This window comes from Pseudoalteromonas aliena SW19, from assembly GCF_014905615.1.
In the GTDB taxonomy this organism is placed as follows: Bacteria; Pseudomonadota; Gammaproteobacteria; order Enterobacterales; family Alteromonadaceae; genus Pseudoalteromonas; species Pseudoalteromonas aliena.
On the sequence record NZ_AQGU01000029.1, the window covers coordinates 280,266 to 299,620 of the forward strand.

The window sequence follows — 19,355 nt, forward strand, 5'->3', positions numbered from 1 at the left end:
TAAGGATAATGCAGTAGAATGAATCACGAAGAGTTTTCATTTATAAATCAAGACATTGCTTTTCAACAAAAAGCACAGTCTCGAATAAGTGATAATGATGCTTTGCTTGATAGATTTTTGAACGAAAAAAATCTAGATAAAGCATTGTTATTATGGCTTGAAGGCTCTTCTGATTCACCTATTTCATGGAATAAGGAATCTATTGGCCCCTACCTACAACGTATAATTGTGGAATTAGATCAACAAATATCTAATCAATTAAACACGATTATTCACGCGAAAAAGTTTCAAAAATTAGAAGCCAGCTGGCGTAATTTATGGTGGCTGTTACTGCAAAGTGAACAGTACGACAAAGAAAATAAAGTAAAAGTAAAATTATTAAATTGCGACTGGGTTACATTATCAAAAGATGTAAATAAAGCGATTGATTTTGACCAAAGTTTGTTTTTTCAATTACTTTACCAAAGTGAATTTGATAGTGCTGGAGGAGAGCCTTTTGGCGTTGTTATTGGCGATTATGAAATAACCAATACTTGCTCTGAAGGAACAACTCACAACGATATCGACACCATTAAAGAAATTTCAAGAACTGCGGCCGCTGCATTTGCTCCCTTTATTTGTTCTGCCTCAGCTAATTTGTTTGGTGCAGATAGTTTTTCAGACTTGGGCTATTATTCAGATCTTTTTAATCATTTTGAGCAGCCAGAATACGCAAAATGGCAGAGTTTTAGAAAAATGGAAGAGTCCCGATTTGTTGGATTCACATTACCCCATGTATTAGTAAGACCCCCTTACAGCAATGATGGAAAACGCCATCAAGATTTTTATTTTAAAGAACAAATAACCAACCCTGAGACAGATATGCTTTGGGGTAACGCCGCTTATCAGTTTGTATCAACAATAATAAGAGCCTATTGTGAAAGCGGTTGGTTTGGTCATATTCGCGGTATAGAACCTGGAAAAATTTCTAAAGGGTTAGTCACAGGGCTTGCTCGAGATAGTTTTGCTAACGATACCTATCAAAAAGAGGCAAAACCGCCTTTAGATTTACTGGTAACCAGTAAATTTGAGAAACAATTTTCTGAACTTGGGTTTATTCCAGCATCGTCTGTAACAAATACTGAGCATATTGTTTTTTATAGTAATGCATCGGTTCAAAAAACAATAAACTACGATTCAAATGCTGCGAATATCAATGCCCGTTTATCATCGATGCTGCAGTATATTTTATGTGTTTCTCGATTTGCGCATTATTTAAAACTATTAGCACGTGACAGAGTGGGTTCTTATAGTACAGCACAGGCCTGTGAACGAGATTTACAAGCTTGGATAAATAACTATACCACGGCATCAGATTCCGCTTCTGAGCATATTAGAAGCAAGTACCCATTGAGTAATGCTAGAATAAAAGTCAGTGAAAACAAGGCTAACCCAGGGCACTATTTTTCTGTTTTGCAGTTACAACCACATTTTCAATTAGATCAAATGGTCTCTAGTATAAAATTAATTACAGAGCTCAGTCCTCATCATAAAATAAAGGAATAGTCATGAAAAAAATACATAGCTTAATTCGCGAGGGTAAACTTACTGATGCATTATCTTGGTGCGCAACACAATTACAAGATGAGCCTTTAAACTTTGATATCAGAAGTATTTATGCTGAGTTACTTTGCATTAATGGCGAGCTTGAAAAAGCGGATAAGCAGTTAGACTTTATGGTTCAGAAAAACCCAGAGTTTGCGGTGGGTGCAGTTAACCTTCGCCACTTAATTAGAGCACAGCAATCAAGAGTTGATTTTTATCAAGGTAAAGGCATCCCTAAGTTATTTCATGAAGCGGATGAGCTTGATACTTTATTTTTAAAAATGCATATGGCTTTACTCGAAGGCGAGATTGATGAAGCGGGCAAATTAGCGAAAGAAATGGAATTGCTAAGAATTGAAACGTCTCAAGACAGCGACTCAGTAGTGAGAGATCTTGATGACAGCCTAGCGCCATATTTAGAGGTTTTAGGCACTAATGGTGAGTTTTATTTAGCAAACTTTAATGAGATAGAAGCATTAAAAGTAGAGCCAAACGCATCGTTACTTGAAAGTATTTGGTTAAGAGTTGAAATTACTATTAAAAATGATGGTCCTTCAGGTACTGCACATTTACCGCTGGTGTATGCAAACGCAGATACAGAACTAGAAAAGCTAGGGCAAGTTTCTGATTGGGTCGATCTTAAAGAAGAGCTTACTATTGGTAAAGGGATGAAAATGCTGTTTGTTAACGACGAGGCAATCACTATCCCAAATTTAAAAATAAACGTGTTCGAAAGCGTTTAATCCATTTGAACTATTATGATTGAACATAAGCAACAGCTTCAAGCATCTATTATCGATAGACTTATCGACGATGAGCCAGACTTTCAAGATGCGCCTTCTCGTACAGAAGGTATTACCATTAGTGAGCTAAGAAATAATGTACGAAGGGATATAGAAGCGTTGCTTAATGCAAGGATCCAATGGCATACCTGGCCATCTCAATATAATGAGTTAGCAACATCTTGCTTATCATACGGTCTGCCAGACTTTTCAAGTATGTCTGTAAGCTCTCACGAAGGGCGAACATTATTGTGTGAAACCGTTAGGGACACAATTTTAAAATTTGAGCCGCGATTCCTTGAAGTTGAGGTGTTTACAGATGAAGAAGTGCCTGTAAATAGAGTGCTTAACTTACGTATAAATGCGCTTTTGTATGCGGATCCTGAACCTGAATTTATCAGTTTTGACTCTGAGGTTGAGCCCGTTAACTTAGGTATGAAGATTATTGAGGCATCTTTATGAACGATGAATTATTAAAATATTACAATCGTGAATTAGCATTTGTGCGTCACTTAGGTAAAGACTTTGCAGATAAATACCCAAAAGTAGCTGGGCGTTTAAAGCTAAGTGAAGATCACATTGAAGACCCTCACGTATCAAGGTTGATTGAATCATTTGCTTTTTTAACAGCAAATATCAGGCAAAAATTGGATGACAGTTTCCCAGAGTTAACGGATGCTTTATTGGGCCAAATGTTTCCTGATTATCAAGCGCCTATTCCCTCAATGTCGATAGTAAAATTAGAAGCAGAAAATTTATCGACAACCGGTATTATCATTCCAAAAGCGAGTGAAGTAGAAACCAATGTTGAGTCGATGAAACAATGTAAGTTTCAAACTTGCTACGAAACCTACCTATGGCCTGTAGAAATTACCAATGTGCAGTTTGATAACAGCCCATTTGTTGCACCTAAACCACGTTGGCATGAAAAAGCGAAATCTATTTTTAAGCTAGAATTAACCGGTGAGTACGAAGGTGTATCACTTGCTGAAACAGGGCTTGAAAAACTAAGAATATTTATAAATGGACAATGGCATCATACTCTAAAAGTGTATGAGTTATTGTTTAAGCATTGCATCGGCATTGCATTTGATAATGGTGAAGAAGGAATTAAGTACTTATCCAAGAGTCAGCTAAAAGCCGTTGGGTTTAGTTCAAATGAAGCCGTTGTTCCCTATTCGCAGCGCTCGTCTGCGGGCTATCGTTTATTAGTTGAAAATTTTACTTTTCCAGAGAAATTTAGGTTTTTTGAATTACAGGGGATAAAGTCGTCTCTTCCAAAAAAATCGAATCAATGTAATGTTTATTTTTACCTAGATACAGAGTCAGCTGAGCTTGAAAAACAAGTCGATAAAAATATGTTTTTGCTTGGTTGCACACCCATCATTAACTTATTTGAGCAAGAGCTGGAACCGATTCGTCCGGAAATAAGTGAGTATGAATACAAATTAACGCCGCGCTATATGGATTCAGAGATCTCAGAAGTAATTGGTCTGACTGAAGTCATTGCTTTTGATCATAAAGGTAACAAGCAAGTCGTGTCTCCTTTTTATGGGCAAACACACCCAAAATATCACGGTCATGCTGATTTATTTTGGCATATACGCAGAGAAACGGCCTCATGGGCAGGTGGTTATGTTGAATCCGGAACTGAAACATTTTTGTCTCTAGTCGATGCTACATTTGAAAATACCGCAATGGAGTATGGAGAAGGGAATACTGTTTTAACTGTCCGTGCAAATTGTAGCAACAGAAACTTGCCAGCCAGTATGCCTTTTGGTGATGATGAGCTGGGTTTATTGATGCCTGAGCGTGGTGATGTTATAAAAAAAATTCGCTGCTTAATCCCTTTTACTCACGCTGTTCGGCCTATTTTGGCGGACGCGACGAGGTGGCAGTTAGTAAATCATCTAACCCTGGACACATTTAGTGGTGACGATGCTTGCAGCAAACTCAAAGAGGTATTGAGACTTTATGATTTTAGGGCCTCACCACAAACAAAAGGCATGATTGATAATATTTATAGAGTATTAATTACGCCTTCTACAGCACGAGTTGTGCAAAGTGGTAGAGTGAGTTTTGCAACAGGCAGTGATATTGAAATTACCTTTGCAAATGATGATTTCTCTGGCAGTGGTATGTTTTTCTTTGCATCTATACTGGACCATTTTTTTGCGCAGTTTTCAGCTATAAATAGCTTTACGCGTGTCAGTCTTCGCTTAAAAGAACAAGAGCAAATATATTATCAATGGCCGGCAAGAGTCGGTGATAGTCCTCTTTTATGATTAAGCATATTATTTCTCAAGCGTCGCAAATCGACTTTTATAAAGCGGTTTTCATTATTGAAAATCAGCTTAAAAAGCAGGGATTAGAGCACCGCCATGTTGGTTACGATAGCAATCCCAAACAAGAGTTGATTAAATTTACATCAACTCAAAAGTTTGGCTATCCTGGTAATGCAATTACTAAATTAGAAGAAACTAGCTACGAAGAGGGTTTACATAAAGTCACGATGCAAGTGTCGTTTATGGGGTTAACGGGTTGCTCAGGTGCTTTACCACAGTTTTATAGTGAACTGGTTATGCAGCGTTTGAGATACAAAGATACGACGATGCGTGATTTTTATGACATGTTTAACCATCGTCTAATTTCACTGTATTACAGAGCGTGGAAAAAATATAAACCAGCGCTTAATCATATTAATAAAGATAAAAATAAAGACTCGTATACCCAAATTTTAGGGTTATTAAGTGGTGGTTATAATGAGCACCAACTTCATTTTTCGGGTTTATATAGTCGAAAAATTAGAAATGCCTCTGATCTAAAAAACATTTTAACTTCTTATTTAGAGTGTAATGTTCAGATCAAGCAAATGGTTGGCCAGTGGCATAAGTTGCGATTACAAGAACAAACATGCTTAGCCAGCCAAGTACTCTACGAAGGACAACATGCTCGTTTGGGCGTTGATACCGTTATTGGTAAGCAAGTGTGGGATATATCATCAAATATAGAAGTTCATATTTCTTGTGATGATCCACTTAAAGCTAAATTACTGCTACCTAGCGGTAGTTTGTTTAAATTGACCAATAAAATAATAAAAGATTATGTGGGAAATACAGTTCAGTTTCGTTTAGTAATTGAAGCTAACTTCCAAGATTTAGAGGCAACAAAACTGTCGAATAATGATTATCAACTTGGTGCAAATAGTTTTTTGAGTGCACGTAAAAACAAGTTAACAACACACCCTACTAAGTTATCGTTTAAAGGATAATTAAAATTAAAAGGAACAGCGTATGTCTTCGATGACACTAAATAAGCTAGTTGAGAAATTAAGTCCTGATTGTAGAAAAAGTCTAGAAGCGGCTGTTTCTATTTGTAATAGTCGCAGTCATTTTACTGTTGAGCTGGAGCATTGGTTACTCGCGATGATTGAGCAAAAGCTAGATGACGTTAGACTAATATTTGGATCATTTGATATCGATATTGATAAGGTTCAACAAGACTTGAACCAGTCATTAGAATCGTTAAAAACCGGCAGTGAATCATCGCCGAGTTTATCGGTTCATGTTACAAGTTTATTAAAGCAATCTTGGCTAAGTACCAGTATAGAATTTACCGATAACCAAATTCGTAGTGCTTATGTTATTTATACGCTAACAAAAGACGATACGCTTTCAAGCTTAGTAACACGTTGTAGCAAGCTGTTTAATAAAATTGAACCAGGTCAGCTTTTACATGCGTGGCCAGAAATAGTTGCGCAGTCAGAAGAGCGCAATCAGTCTGTGCAAAGTGCAACAACACAGACTAATTTGAATTCTAAAACCCCGAGTCTTGATCAATTTACCGTTGATTTAACTGCGCAAGCACTTGAAGGTAAAATTGACCCAATTTTAGGACGCGATTTCGAAATTCGTCAAATGGTTGATATTTTAACCAGGCGCCGTCAAAACAATCCAATACTTACCGGTGAAGCTGGTGTTGGTAAAACGGCTGTAGTAGAAGGTCTAGCACTTAGAATTGCACAAAAAGATGTTCCTGCAGTTTTGCAAAATGTAAAAATTCACAGTTTAGATTTGGCTTTATTACAAGCCGGTGCTGGGATGAAAGGCGAGTTTGAAAACCGTCTGAAATCTTTAATCAATGAAGTGAAAAATGCAATTAATCCGGTAATTCTTTTTATTGACGAAGCACACACTATGATTGGTAGTGGTGGTGCAGCCGGGCAAAACGATGCAGCTAACTTGTTAAAGCCTGCATTAGCGCGAGGCGAACTGCGTACAATAGCAGCGACTACATGGGCCGAGTACAAAAAGTTCTTCGAAAAAGATGCCGCACTTACACGTCGTTTCCAAGTGGTTAAGGTTGAAGAGCCAACACCAGAAAAAGCGGTGGCTATGCTGCGTGGATTAGTGCCGGTGATGGAACGTCATCATAAGGTATTTATTTCTGAGCAAGCACTAGAGAGCGCGGTGCATTTGTCTCATCGCTACATAACGGCACGACAATTACCCGATAAAGCGGTTGCATTACTTGATACGGCATGCGCGCGCGTTGCAATGAGCCAAGCATCGACCCCAAGTACAATTGAGCAGCTTGTAAATAGATTAAGTGAAATAGAAACGCAAGTATTGATGCTAAATCGAGAGCAAAAAACGGGTTTAGATCACTCAGAGCAGATAAATACGTTAAAAGCAGAATTGGTTGATATAGAAACTCAGCTTTTACCGCTAAATGAGCAATTTAAAGTAGAAAAAGAAATTGTTGTTGAGCTTAACGAAGCCCTTCAATCAATTAATGCTGAAGACGATAGCTCAACGAGTGAAATGCTTGATAAGTTAAAAGAAAGTAAGCAAAAGCTTGCCTCATTTGAGCACAATATGGTGCATTGGCAGGTTGACGAAGAGTTAATTGCGCAGGTTATTTCTGACTGGACAGGTATTCCCGTTGGTAAAATGCATGAGGATGAAATTCATGGCATTTTAAATTTAGCGAGCCAAATGAAACAGCGAGTTGTAGGGCAAGACCATGCACTGGAATTAATAGCAAAGGTTGTGCAAACTTCTCGCGCTCAACTGGCAGATGAAAGCAGACCAAATGGTATTTTCATGCTGGCTGGCCCAAGTGGTGTCGGTAAAACTGAGACTGCGCTATCGCTTGCCCAAGAAGTTTACGGTAGTGAGGAAAATGTCACTATTATCAATATGTCTGAATTTAAAGAAGAGCACAAAGTATCGTTACTGCTGGGATCGCCTCCAGGTTATGTAGGCTATGGCGAAGGCGGTATTTTAACGGAAGCCGTTAGAAGAAAACCTTACAGTGTTGTATTGCTAGATGAAATGGAAAAAGCGCATCCAGGTGTTCAAGATATTTTTTATCAAGTATTTGATAAAGGAACAATTAAAGATGGTGAAGGCAGAGATATCGACTTTAAAAACACCATTATTATAATGACCTCAAATGTAGGCACCGATACGACAATGAGTTTGTTTGAAGATGAAGAAAGTAAGCCGAGCATTAAAGGGCTACTTAAAGCATTGCAAGATGATTTATTGGGCTCATTTAAACCAGCATTTTTAGGTAGAATTAACGTCATACCTTATATTCCACTAAGTGACGATATCCTTACCAAGATTGCAGGACTGCAAATAGATAAAATAATTAAGCGTGTTAAAAAGCATTATGATGCTGAGCTTACTTATACTGACGACGTAATTGAGTATATTATTGCTAATTGTCAAAATGCAGGTTCAGGTGCACGAAATATTCACACGATTTTACAGAATAAAGTATTACCTTTATTATCAGAGGTTTTACTCTCGAATATGGTAGATGGCAACCAAGTTACCGCTATTTCGCTGCTAATCAACGAAAATGAATTTGAACTGGCGCTGAATTAAGATTTAATTCAATTTAATTAAAAATAACTAGTAATTAAGGTTGTTTCTTTAATTCTAGGGCATTATAATTTTAGCCGTCTTAGGTAACTACATGGAATTTTTGAGACATTGTCTTCATCTAGGGAAAGGAATTCTGAAGACCTTTTCGTTGCTGTAGTAAAGATAATGATTTCAAGGAATTTTGGGAAACCAAAGTAAAGAATCCAGTATTAATGGATAACATTGTTTAATTAAAAGGAGCATTATCAAATGCAAGCAAATACATATTTAAAATACGGTTCAATCAAAGGCGAAACTACTGCTGAGTCTTTCAAAGATTTAATTACAGTTTTATCATTAGATTGGAACGTAAGCCGTGAAATTAGCTCAGCCACTGGTACAGCGATGGATCGTGAATCTAGCTCTACTCGTTTAGGCGACGTAACAATTACTAAACTTCAAGATAAAGCATCTCCGGATCTTTTCAAAGAAGCGACTATTGGTAAAGGTTTACCAGCTATTTTCCATATCACTAAACAAGGTGATAAAGTAGAAGAAATCATGAAAATCGAACTAACAGATGCGATGATTTCTAGCTACTCGGTATCAGTACAAAACGATCGTCCAATTGAAACTATCACTATCAGCTACACAGAAATGATGATGACAGTGACACCTACAGACGACCAAAATAACATTACTGCGCCACTAGTATATGGTTACAGCGGTGTTAAAGGTCAACAAATGTAATATTTGTTGTCTAATAATGGCTCTGGGCTTTGCTCAGAGCTTTTTTTGATCTCTAGGATGGGAAAAGCAAGGAATGCAAAAAGCAACACAAGACAAAAACGTAATTCAAATTAGCACCCCTGCTGGTAAAGATGCCCTTTACTTAACTCGTTTTGTTGCCCAAGAAGCAATGTCAGATTTATTTGTAATGTCTGCTAATATGTACACCATTGGCAAGCAAATAACGCATGAAGACTTAGTGGGTAAGCCTGTCTCAATAAAGGTTAAAAATGCAGATGGGGGCGCAGAGCGTTATTACCACGGTATAGTCAGTCATCTTGTTTCTAATGGTAGTCGCACCGCCGATGTTGACGAACAAAAAAACTACATAGATTACCAAGCAACTATAGTCCCTTTTGCTGCGTCAATGCGTAATCGTAAAAATAGTCGCATATTCCAAAAGAAAACAATTAAAGACATTTTTGCCGATTTATTTGGTCAGCATAATGTCGCTTTTTCAGACAAAACTAGCAAAACCTATCCTAAGTACGAATACTGTGTTCAATACCAAGAATCTGATTTTGATTTTATTCAGCGTTTGCTTCAGCATGAAGGTATTTTTTACTTTTTTGAACACTCAAGCAGCAATCATACACTTGTTTTAGCTGATGATATTACAGCTTACGAATTATGCGATGAGGCTAAAGTTGTTTACTCAACCGGTCACCTTAGCGAATCACATGTATCGCGCTGGCAAGGTGGTTTAAGCATTGCGCCGGGCAGCTTTAAACGTATAGGTTACGACTTTAAACAACCGTCAAGATACCCAGACGGAGAGCAATCTAATCCTGAGTTGCCAACACAATCGGTATCAGAAATATTTGAATACACAGGTGAATCTGAGTGTCACCCGCGTGCTGCTAGCATGGCGTCAGTTCAGTTAGAATCACTGCAAAGAGATATGAAACTATCGAGTGGCCGAAGTGATTGTCGCTCATTCACGGTGGGTAAATTATTTGGCTTTAAAAAGCACGAAGACCCTCGATTAGAAGGTAAAACCTTTGTAATCACGTCAATGATGACGTCGATTACGGTGCCTAATCAATCAGGTGGTCAGCAAAGCGCGGCAGACGAGGTTTATTCAAACCATTTTGAGTGCGTACCTAAAGAAATACCCTACAGAGCACAAATTAATAAGAAAAAGCCTGTAATTAATGGGGTACAAACAGCAATAGTCACCGGTGATAGTGCTGACGAAATAATGATTGACCAGTTTGGTCGCGTTAAAGTGCAGTTTGACTGGGATCGTGAAGGTAAAAAAGACTCAAAAAGCTCGTGTTGGATCCGAGTTTCACAAAATTGGGCCGGAAAAAAATGGGGCGCTTTCTTTTTCCCACGTGTTGGGCAAGAGGTGCTTGTTGATTTTATTAATGGCGATCCAGATCAGCCTATTATCAGCGGTGCAATATACAACGCTGATTTAATGCCTCCGTATGCATTACCCGCTGAAAAAACACAAAGCGGGATTAAAACGCGTTCTACAAAAGAGGGCGGCGCAGATAACTTTAACGAATTACGATTTGAAGACAAAAAAGGCAGTGAGCTTGTTTATATTCAAGCCGAAAAAGATAAGCAACTGTATGTTAAAAACGATCAAAATGAAAAAATAGATAACGATCGAAAAGTCGAAATAGGTAATGACGATAGTTTAAACGTTACGGCAAATCGTCTCTCTGATATAAAGAAAAACGACACGCTAAAAGTGGGTAAAACATTAAATATAGAAGCGGGCGATGAGATTATTATTAAAACTGGCTCAGCACAAATAAAAATGAGCAGTAGCGGTAACATCACTATCGAAGGCACTAATATAGATATTAAAGGCAGCAATATAAAAGTTGATGGTAGTGCAATCACTTTATCTGCTGGCTTAATTAAATTAAATTAATGCAATTATGGAAATAATAAATAGTTTTCAAGCAGGACTTCGAAACGGCATTAATAATAATGGGCATGTTGTATATTGTCGTTATGGCTTGCCCCATTTAGTGTGTTTACCGATTAATAGGCCGGATGACCCTTTGTTAAGCCCTGCTATCAGTCATTTAAAAGCGATGAATGGTTACTTTGCTCAGCAGTTTTTTATTTATTTGCATAACACACTCAATAGCGAAGATGTTGTATCTGGTTTGTATCAGTATGCAATGCAAAGCCCTGTGGCGCTGTCGGATTATACAAAAGGCGAGCTAATTGAAGAGCTATCTCTTTTAGTTACTCAAAATAAGTTATTAATTATTCCTTTATACGAATAAACGTTAAACCGTAATAAGACAAGGAGTCTCAATGGGTAAGCCCGCTGCTACAATAGGACATATGCACGTTTGTCCTAAATTTATAGGTAATGTTCCTCATGTTGGCGGTCCTATTGTTTTAGGTTCGGCTAACGTATTAATAGGCGGTATACCTGCGGCGCGTAAAGGCGACATGATGGTATGCGTTGGTCCACCGGATAGTATTAAAAGTGGCTCTGGCACGGTTAAAATTAACGGTAAACCTGCAGCTCGACTGGGCGATGATAGCTCACATGGCGGCAAAATAGTTGTTGGCAATCCGACTGTATTAATAGGTGGGTAACCTTGCTGTCTAACTACTTAAGTAATCACCCAGCTCAATTACTTGCTATTAGTAATGCGCAGCTGTGTCCGTTTACGTCGGTAGGGCATGTAAAAATGCTGAAAAAAAGAGTGTTAGAATTATGCTGGCTAAACGCCAAATGCAATAACTTATCCCGGGCATTTACAGCGCCAAAGTTGGATTTACTTATTTCGCTTATAGAAAGTGACGAAAATCCAGCCATTGTTTCCCAAGCATGTATTGAAATAATGGCAAATTTGCCTCAAAACATAAACATAACGTTTATAAATAATGTCCTAAATGAGCCCAAATTAACGGTGCTCGCAAAACTTATTATAAGTAAAGTATTGTTGCAACAGCATAGTTTTAATCTTATTCGGTTACTTGACGTTACTACGTTGTTTTTTGCTTACACGGCTCAAAGCGAGCATTCAGAACAAGCACTTATTGCAATAAATCAGGCTATATTAGTCACTGAAGAGTCGAGTAATGAAAGCATGCTCACTATTTTCGATGAACTTTGTAAAAATGAGCTAATTAACTCACCGTTAATGTCACTTTTTTTATTATTACTAAGCGCCGACCAAGTTAATAAAATAGGTAATCACGCAAGTAACACGCTTTGTATTGATGATACCTTACAGGTGCTATTACAAAGTGGTTTTGTAAAGCTTGTGCCTCTTGCTAATGCGTCATTACTGCAATTAGAGCAACCAAAAAAAATTATAGCGCTAATTAAACGTACATTAGGCGAAACACTAGATTTGCTTGTTAATTTTGAAACACAAGTTCAAGCATATAATGATGATGAACATGCCCTTATAGATTTTCAGCAACAGTTAAAGCTAAATTGGCCAAAATACGAAACTCAGCTCTCAACACAACGATTAATAGCGGGTAAAGTGCTTGATGAGCCATTAAATGCAATACAAATGTCAGCAATGGACAGCTACAGCCAAGCTTTATTTAATTTATACACCTACTACCGACATGTAGCGGCAGAAAAAGTAAGCTCTGGAGTGCAAAAATGAGCGCTTTCAGCATTGAAATTAATGATTTTTTGGTTATTGCTGAAACAAGCATTGATGAGCTTGTGTATGGTGAGATCACGGTTGCCTCAGCGAAGTCCGTTTGGCAATCGTGGGATATATGTATATACGACTGTATAGTTAAGTCTAAAGCGTTAATGGCTAATGTAGAGGATTTAAATAGACCACTGGTCTGGCTTTTACCTGCGTTGTCATATCAAAATGAGCTTAAGCAAGTTTTTGAAAGTAGTTTAAAGCAGCTGTATCCAGATCATGTTGAGCACTTATTGTTTTATGGTGCAACGGGTGCGCATGCATTGGTTGCATTAGCTAAAAAAAATAACTGGGATAAAGTAAACGTTATTGCACTTGATGCAACCTTTAAAGCAAATGCTCAAGGTGAATACAGTTACCAAGGCGTTGGTGGTGCACTTGCCACGTTTGAGCATATAAAATCGGGCTGGTCACAATCTGGTTTTGAGTTGGCACCGACTGTCGATTTTTTAAAGCATAATCAATTAAATGGTATGTTTTCGCGAATAGTAGAGCAAACTCAGCAGCCAATAGACATCATTTTTGCGCCAGGAAATGGCATTAATCCCGACGGCGACGTGTGGGTGAATAATTTACAATTGCTCAGTACTTTAATTAATGAGCATACACATTATGAGCTGCCTAATTATAAACTAGGCCAAATTGGTGCCCTTGAGGGATTAGTTAATTTGTACCAATTAACAACAAGCCCCGTGATTATTAATCATTACGAACATGCCTTAATGATTTCGCAAGAGCAAGCAAAACACCAAGCAACAGCATCATACTTATGGATAAGTGAGGAAGTACACAACTAATGCAAAATAATACAGTTGTTTTACAAGGAACGAGTTACCCTATTTGCCTAGTTGCTGGTAAAGGTAGTACGCCGTCTGGTTATGCCCCTGCCGTGGCAAATACTCCTGAAAGCGCAAGCAAGCAAATTGCCCAAGTTGGCAGTACATTAACAAGCGATGCCACTAAGCGCCTCGATGTCATTAATTTACTCAATAGTGCGGGTGTGGGGTGCTCCCGCAGTGCAACTGCACGCGAAACAGCGAGCGCACTCACCCAAGCCCTTATTTCAGGCGCTGTGACGTGTTACCACCAAAAAGCCAAGTCGGCTATTCAGGTAAGCGATAACACAAACAGCGGCTCAGCGGGTAAAAAATCAACGAAAAAGAGCGCGTCTCCTGCATCTGGTAAAAGCGCCGCACAAGCGCCTAAATCTAACTCAGGCAGTGCCAGTAATGCGACCGCAAGTGAAACCCCTATTACTGAGCAAGCATGCCGCTCAGACCCAGTTTCAATGCTATCGGGTGAAGAAATACTGCCGCTTATTGATTTTACTTTAGCAGGCAGCCGCCAATTAATATGGCGACGTTTGTACCGTTCATCCCATGCCGATGTGTACAGTGTGATGGGCAATGGTTGGCGACACGACTTTATGGTGCGCTTAACTGAGCATTACCAGCCGCCACCCAAAGTAGGGCCCAAACAAAAAGGCACGTATTGGTTAGAATACCAAGACGAGCATGGCGCTAAACACCGCTTTGAAAAAGTAAAGCCTGGGCAATCGAGCTATCAGTTAAGCAGTAATCTGGCACTGCATTATCAAACCAATGGCAAGCACGTGCTCGTGACGCCTGACGACCAACACTTGACCTTTAAAGCCGGTGAAAATTCATGGTTGCTTGAAAAAATAATCAATGAGAAAGGTCAACGTATTGGTTTTTATTACGATGCAAAAGAGCGCATAAATCGTATAGAAGTCAACAAAGTACGTGGTTGTATTATTAGTTACAACCAACAGGGTTTACTGAGTAAAATTGCAGCGTATCAGAGCGATAAAAATAATAAACAGCAGCTTATATACCCCGTACTTGCAACCTATGAATACGATGAAAACAACAACCTTGTTCAAGCCACTAATCAGCAAAACGAGACTGAACGCTACGCCTACAACGCCGCTAATTTATTAACTAAGCGAACCCGAGCCAGCGGTTTTAGCCATCACTTTGAGTGGGATAGCTATTCACCGAGTGCTAAATGTATAAAGCAATGGGGCGATAACAACACCTATACCTATCAGTTTGAATACAACCTTGAGCGCGGCGAAACAACCTGTATAGATTCACGGGGCCATAAAGAGCACTTTGTACACAACGCGCAAGGTAAATTGGTAAAACACACCGACCCCAATGGTCATGTGTGGCAATACGCGTATAACGCACAGGGCCAAAAAGTAACCGACGTTAAACCCGATAACAGCATAACGCGTTACAGCTATACGCCTTATGGGCAATTAGCCTCCATCACGCAGTCTGATGGCAACCAAACTCAATTTGCGTATAACCAACTCGGGCAACGGGTATTAACCACCTTGCCAGATGGGCAAACCATTACGCGCAAATACAGCGTAGCGGGTTTACTGCAAAGCGAAACCTTTGCCGATGGCCGCACCACGTTGTACAGCTACGATAAGCTTGGCCAGTTAACACAGCATATTAATAAAAACGGCCAAATCACCCAATTTGTATGGAACGAGCAAGGTGAGCTATTAGCCAAGCACCATAACGACGAGCTAATACGTTACAGCTACGATAATTTAGGGCGTGTAAACGCCACCATCAATAACGCAGGGCTGCTGACTCAATACAAATACAACGCGCATGGGCAGCTTGCGCAAACCACCGCCTTTGACGAAAACGAGCCTGAACATAAACAGCATCAACATTTTAGTTACGACGAAGCAGGGCGGCTAATAAGCTCACAAAACAGCAATGGCGACACCACCGAGCAACACTTTGAAGGGCTAAGCCAGCCACATTGTGTGATTCAGCCCGATGGTAGCGCACTGCATTTAACCTATGACAAAGAGCGTAACTTAACCGCCATTGAGCGAAGCGACGGTCACGTATACCGCATAAGTTACGATGCTAACGAAAACCCAACACAAGTCACTGGGTTTGATGGCACGCTACAGCAATATAAATACGATGCCTGTAACCGCTTAGCCTCGGTAACACAAAGCGATAAACGCCACGTAAAAATAGAGCGCGACAGCCTAGGCCGCGTAACCGCACAACATGCAAGCTTGGCAACCGACTCACATATCGTTAATAACGCCAATTATTACGGCTATAACCTGCAAGGTAAAATTACCCGTGCCCACAACGCACAATCAACCTTAAAGCAGCAGTTTGATAAAGGCGGGCGGTTACTGCATGCCGAGCAAGTACATAACCAGCAACAAGCGCATACCCTAAAGTACAGCTACGACGACTACGGCAGGCGCCAAACACTGACGCTGCCAGACTCAAGCACGCTTAACTACAGCTACAATAAGTTTGGTCAGCTAAGTGCTATTCACTTACAGCAAGCCAACAGCAAAACGAATGATTCAGCTAGCGCAGCAAAGCCGCTCGCAACCTTAAGTTACGACAGCCAAGGCAATATTCAAACGCAAAAGTTTGGCAACAGCATAACCCTTACTCAAGAGTTTGATGTATTCAACCGCTTAACACAGCAACAGCTTACACACCCAGCACAAGCACTATTCGATATCTGTACGTACAATTACGACAGCATTAATCAGTTGATTGCCCGTAAAAACGAAGGTGTAAGCAGCCACAATATCAATTTTGAATACAACAGCTTGGGGCAGTTAATACAACAAACTTTAGCAGGCGAGCAGAACAATAAAATCACCCAATACCAGTGGGATAGCTTTGGCAACCCGCAAAGCCAAACAGTGCAAGCAAGCAAAAGCGATACAGACACTAGCGATACAGATAATAGTAATACAGTAAGTCGCGAGCAGAGTACAAAGTATAATGCTGCCAATAATGAGAATACAGCTAGCTCTTCTATTGATTTAACACGCGCCACCCATAGCGAATACAGCGATTTAGCATCAAATAATTTAGCCCCTAGTAATAATGCCGACTCAGTAGTAAACAATGAGTGCACTAACAACACCACAATAAACAGTGCCACCGACGCAGACCGCCTAACTCACTTTGGCGACAGCGACTTTTACTACGACGAGTTCGGTAACCAAATACGCGAAACCGGCAAAGGCATTAAAACCCGCCGTGAATATAACGCGTTTAACCAATTAAGCTGTTTTAACAACAACGGCACGCTTACTCAATACGACTACGACCCACTCGGGCGTCGTATTGCCAAGCACACCGAACACGGTAAAATTGACTACATTTGGGATAACGACCAGTTAATCGGTGAATGCCAACACGGTGAATATACTTGGTATATTAATCTACCGAATCAATTTCACCCAGTCGCGCTAATTAAAAAAGGCGAGGTGTATTATTACCACCTAGACCAACTGAATACCCCACGTTTTGTGACAAACAACAAAGCAGAAGTTGTATGGGAAAATCAAGCCGATGTGTATGGCTACGAAGAGTTAAAAGCAGAATCAAATAAAGAAGACTCTTTCACTCAACCAATCCGTTTTCAAGGGCAGTATTTAGATGAGGAGAGCGGGCTACATTACAACCGCTACCGCTACTACAGCCCCAAACAACAGCGCTTTATAAACCAAGATCCGATTGGACTAGTGGGTGGAATAAACCATTACCAATATGCGCCAAATCCGGTTAATTGGGTGGATCCGTTTGGGTTGAGTTGTAAGGAAACAAAACCGATTGAAGTGCCTGCTTATGATCACACTGATCCAATGGCAGATGCGATAACGCCGATTAGCATTACTCCTGTAGAATGGCTGGTTGAAGGATTAGCTGATGCTGCTGAATCAATAATGCAAATGGTAGATACGGGTCCAACGGCAGCAGGCGCAGCAGCTGTTGCCATTGCTTTAGTACCAGGGAAAGTCGCAGATAAAGCGCTAGAGCCAATTGTTAAAAAGCTGGATGATGTCATAAAGCTAGATCCAGGTAAAAAAGGTGGTTGGAATAAAGCCCTTAATGGTAAGTTAGAACCAAATACTAAGTATGAAGTTGGTAATTACACATACGCGACTGATGAACTTGGACGAGTAAACTCAGTAAGTGGTAAACTGGATTTATCAAAAGCAGATAGAAATACGTACCAACAAGCTAAGGCGGGTAAGCTAGATGGTATTAAAGATGGACTAGATAAAGATGAAGGTGGTCATTTAATAGCCTCTATTTTTGACGGACCAGGCGAACAGATAAATTATGCAGCTATGGATGGCAACCTCAATAAAGGTGCTTGGAAGAGCATGGAAAATAAATGGGCAAAGGCTTTAAAAGAAGAGCCGCCCAAGAGTGTTGAGGTTGATATTCAAGCTGTGTATGAAGGAGAATCTAAGCGCCCAAGTAAATTTGTTGTTCGCTATAAAGTAGATGGAAAGCCATCTAAGCGTATTTTTAAAAATAAATCAGGAGGTTAGAATGAAAAATAGAGAAATACAAGAAATCTATTTGTCTATAGCTGATGGCATCGTCAATAGCATAAAGAATGACTGGGAAACTGCATCTATCGAAATAGAGTGGTTTGGAGATGCTGGCGATTTTTCTGGAAATTATAAAGTTGGAACCTCAGTTAGTTACTTCGAGGTTGATGATAGTATTTTCGATGATGTAGAAGAACTACATGAAATAACTACTGAAAATGATTCGAATAAGTGGAACCGTGCTGTATTTAATTTGAAGCCAACTGGTGAATTCAATATCGATTTTTCTTGGGATCAAGAATTGGCAGATGAAATTGAACAACTGAATAATGAATGAGTCTAGTAAAAAATTACTATGAAAGTTCTCTAAATTTTTTAAATGTCAGCGAATTTTTTCTGCAAGAAGTTAGAAACTCGCTTTTTCATAATTATCAATATCATTTAAATTTGATCTTTAAAAATATGGATGTTTAAAGACTTAAGCAATTTTGCTTAAGTCTTTTATGGCTATGCAGTCAAGGTAATATTAAAACACAGCATTTTGGTAATTATGTAACTGATGTTACGCAGTTGAGGGCTGCATCAGTTGCCAGGCCCTAAGCGCTTCTTTTTGAGCTTTGATATAAAGCTTCGTTTTCAATCCAAATGTGGTTAAGCTTTTTTTAATACTTAACCCCTCCAACTTTGCCGTTGCAAGCAGTGACATAAAAATGTGATTGCTCTGTGTTTTGACTTTTTTCGCTGGTGATTTTGCAAGTCCTGTATTCGATTTTATATTTTTGTGAAAAACTTCTACTTTCCATCGTTTTTGATAGATTGTTTCCATTGACTCTTTATCCTGTTCAATATCATTGCTGATCAAATATAATATCCCTTCACTGCCATCTTTGTTTTTAAAAATTTGTCGATGTAAAATAATGGGAATATCCATTCCTTTTACCCAACCACAAATTGGGGAGTCTGACCAATCTAATGAATCAATACGCACAAAGCGTCCTTGTAATTTATCTTCTTTGCTAAGTGCTATTAAGCGATTACTTTTTAAGGCGAGTAAAAAATATTTTTTCATCTTCTCATGGATAAACTTCATATTTCCAATAGACGAAAACCAGCTGTCAGCTAATACATAGCGCCACTTTAGCTGATTTTTCTTACATGCTTTGAGTATCGAAATTAAATCTTCATTTTTAGTTGTTTCACTTTTCCTTTTTATTTTTTTCGTAGCAATATCAGAATATTTAATTGGCTTTGTTATGAGTTTAAAGGCAACTGGGATACTTGCATA

14 protein-coding genes and 1 pseudogene are annotated in these 19,355 nt (G+C 39.2%); 14 read left to right on the forward strand and 1 reads right to left on the reverse strand.

What is annotated here, in order from left to right:
- The first annotated feature begins 18 nt into the window (after positions 1-18).
- The 14 genes from tssC to PALI_RS17695 all read left to right on the forward strand — a co-directional run bounded on the left by tssC (position 19) and on the right by PALI_RS17695 (position 18,407).
- Positions 19-1,545: a type VI secretion system contractile sheath large subunit gene (tssC, locus tag PALI_RS17630; protein ID WP_182702326.1), complete on the forward strand. Its 1,527-nt coding sequence runs from the start codon at positions 19-21 to the stop codon at positions 1,543-1,545.
- A gap of 2 nt (positions 1,546-1,547) precedes the next feature.
- The gene (locus PALI_RS17635) at positions 1,548-2,327 is read left to right on the forward strand and encodes a type VI secretion system accessory protein TagJ (protein ID WP_182702327.1); all 780 of its coding nucleotides are present in this window, start codon (positions 1,548-1,550) and stop codon (positions 2,325-2,327) included.
- A 15-nt stretch (positions 2,328-2,342) separates the two neighbouring features.
- Positions 2,343-2,828, forward strand: coding sequence for a type VI secretion system baseplate subunit TssE (gene tssE / locus PALI_RS17640; RefSeq protein WP_077535554.1), 486 nt, complete (start codon positions 2,343-2,345; stop codon positions 2,826-2,828).
- A complete protein-coding gene (gene tssF, locus PALI_RS17645) occupies positions 2,825-4,651 on the forward strand; it encodes a type VI secretion system baseplate subunit TssF (RefSeq protein WP_077535555.1) in 1,827 nt (608 codons plus the stop codon). Before tssE ends, tssF begins: the two co-directional genes overlap by 4 nt.
- Positions 4,648-5,637 carry a type VI secretion system baseplate subunit TssG gene (tssG, locus tag PALI_RS17650; RefSeq protein WP_077535556.1) on the forward strand — a complete coding sequence of 330 codons (990 nt, stop codon included), beginning with the start codon at positions 4,648-4,650 and terminating at the stop codon, positions 5,635-5,637. The genes tssF and tssG overlap by 4 nt, the downstream gene beginning before the upstream one ends.
- Before the next feature lie 22 nt (positions 5,638-5,659).
- On the forward strand, positions 5,660-8,263 hold the full coding sequence (gene tssH / locus PALI_RS17655) for a type VI secretion system ATPase TssH (protein ID WP_193156890.1): 2,604 nt from the start codon (positions 5,660-5,662) through the stop codon (positions 8,261-8,263).
- 249 nt (positions 8,264-8,512) lie between these two features.
- A complete protein-coding gene (locus tag PALI_RS17660) occupies positions 8,513-8,992 on the forward strand; it encodes an Hcp family type VI secretion system effector (RefSeq protein ID WP_077535558.1) in 480 nt (159 codons plus the stop codon).
- A 73-nt stretch (positions 8,993-9,065) separates the two neighbouring features.
- Positions 9,066-10,919: a type VI secretion system tip protein TssI/VgrG gene (tssI, locus tag PALI_RS17665; protein ID WP_193156891.1), complete on the forward strand. Its 1,854-nt coding sequence runs from the start codon at positions 9,066-9,068 to the stop codon at positions 10,917-10,919.
- Positions 10,920-10,926: 7 nt separating this feature from the next.
- Entirely contained in the window at positions 10,927-11,283 is a 357-nt protein-coding gene (locus PALI_RS17670; protein ID WP_077535560.1) for a hypothetical protein, read from the forward strand.
- A gap of 31 nt (positions 11,284-11,314) precedes the next feature.
- Complete coding sequence (locus tag PALI_RS17675) at positions 11,315-11,605, forward strand: PAAR domain-containing protein (protein ID WP_077535561.1); 291 nt, start codon at positions 11,315-11,317, stop codon at positions 11,603-11,605.
- 2 nt (positions 11,606-11,607) lie between these two features.
- On the forward strand, positions 11,608-12,636 hold the full coding sequence (locus PALI_RS17680) for a hypothetical protein (protein WP_193156892.1): 1,029 nt from the start codon (positions 11,608-11,610) through the stop codon (positions 12,634-12,636).
- Positions 12,633-13,484 (forward strand): hypothetical protein, encoded by an 852-nt coding sequence (locus PALI_RS17685; RefSeq protein WP_193156893.1) that lies wholly within the window; start codon positions 12,633-12,635, stop codon positions 13,482-13,484. The genes PALI_RS17680 and PALI_RS17685 overlap by 4 nt, the downstream gene beginning before the upstream one ends.
- On the forward strand, positions 13,484-18,067 hold the full coding sequence (locus PALI_RS17690; protein ID WP_193156894.1) for a DNA/RNA non-specific endonuclease: 4,584 nt from the start codon (positions 13,484-13,486) through the stop codon (positions 18,065-18,067). Before PALI_RS17685 ends, PALI_RS17690 begins: the two co-directional genes overlap by 1 nt.
- 1 nt (position 18,068) lies before the next feature.
- Positions 18,069-18,407, forward strand: a complete 339-nt coding sequence (locus tag PALI_RS17695) for an immunity protein YezG family protein (protein ID WP_193156895.1) — start codon at positions 18,069-18,071, stop codon at positions 18,405-18,407.
- Positions 18,408-18,632: 225 nt separating this feature from the next.
- Here PALI_RS17695 and PALI_RS17700 read toward each other — a convergent pair.
- Positions 18,633-19,352 (reverse strand): annotated as a pseudogene (locus PALI_RS17700) (transposase); the annotation flags it as partial.
- Positions 19,353-19,355 lie beyond the last annotated feature (3 nt).

Excerpts from the sequence above, each read along its gene's own strand:
- tssC (WP_182702326.1), top strand. The coding sequence starts at position 19 with ATGAATCACGAAGAGTTTTCATTTATAAATCAAGACATTGCTTTTCAA.
- PALI_RS17635 (WP_182702327.1), top strand. The coding sequence starts at position 1,548 with ATGAAAAAAATACATAGCTTAATTCGCGAGGGTAAACTTACTGATGCA.
- tssE (WP_077535554.1), top strand. The coding sequence starts at position 2,343 with ATGATTGAACATAAGCAACAGCTTCAAGCATCTATTATCGATAGACTT.
- tssF (WP_077535555.1), top strand. The coding sequence starts at position 2,825 with ATGAACGATGAATTATTAAAATATTACAATCGTGAATTAGCATTTGTG.
- tssG (WP_077535556.1), top strand. The coding sequence starts at position 4,648 with ATGATTAAGCATATTATTTCTCAAGCGTCGCAAATCGACTTTTATAAA.
- tssH (WP_193156890.1), top strand. The coding sequence starts at position 5,660 with ATGTCTTCGATGACACTAAATAAGCTAGTTGAGAAATTAAGTCCTGAT.
- PALI_RS17660 (WP_077535558.1), top strand. The coding sequence starts at position 8,513 with ATGCAAGCAAATACATATTTAAAATACGGTTCAATCAAAGGCGAAACT.
- tssI (WP_193156891.1), top strand. The coding sequence starts at position 9,066 with ATGCAAAAAGCAACACAAGACAAAAACGTAATTCAAATTAGCACCCCT.
- PALI_RS17670 (WP_077535560.1), top strand. The coding sequence starts at position 10,927 with ATGGAAATAATAAATAGTTTTCAAGCAGGACTTCGAAACGGCATTAAT.
- PALI_RS17675 (WP_077535561.1), top strand. The coding sequence starts at position 11,315 with ATGGGTAAGCCCGCTGCTACAATAGGACATATGCACGTTTGTCCTAAA.
- PALI_RS17685 (WP_193156893.1), top strand. The coding sequence starts at position 12,633 with ATGAGCGCTTTCAGCATTGAAATTAATGATTTTTTGGTTATTGCTGAA.
- PALI_RS17690 (WP_193156894.1), top strand. The coding sequence starts at position 13,484 with ATGCAAAATAATACAGTTGTTTTACAAGGAACGAGTTACCCTATTTGC.
- PALI_RS17695 (WP_193156895.1), top strand. The coding sequence starts at position 18,069 with ATGAAAAATAGAGAAATACAAGAAATCTATTTGTCTATAGCTGATGGC.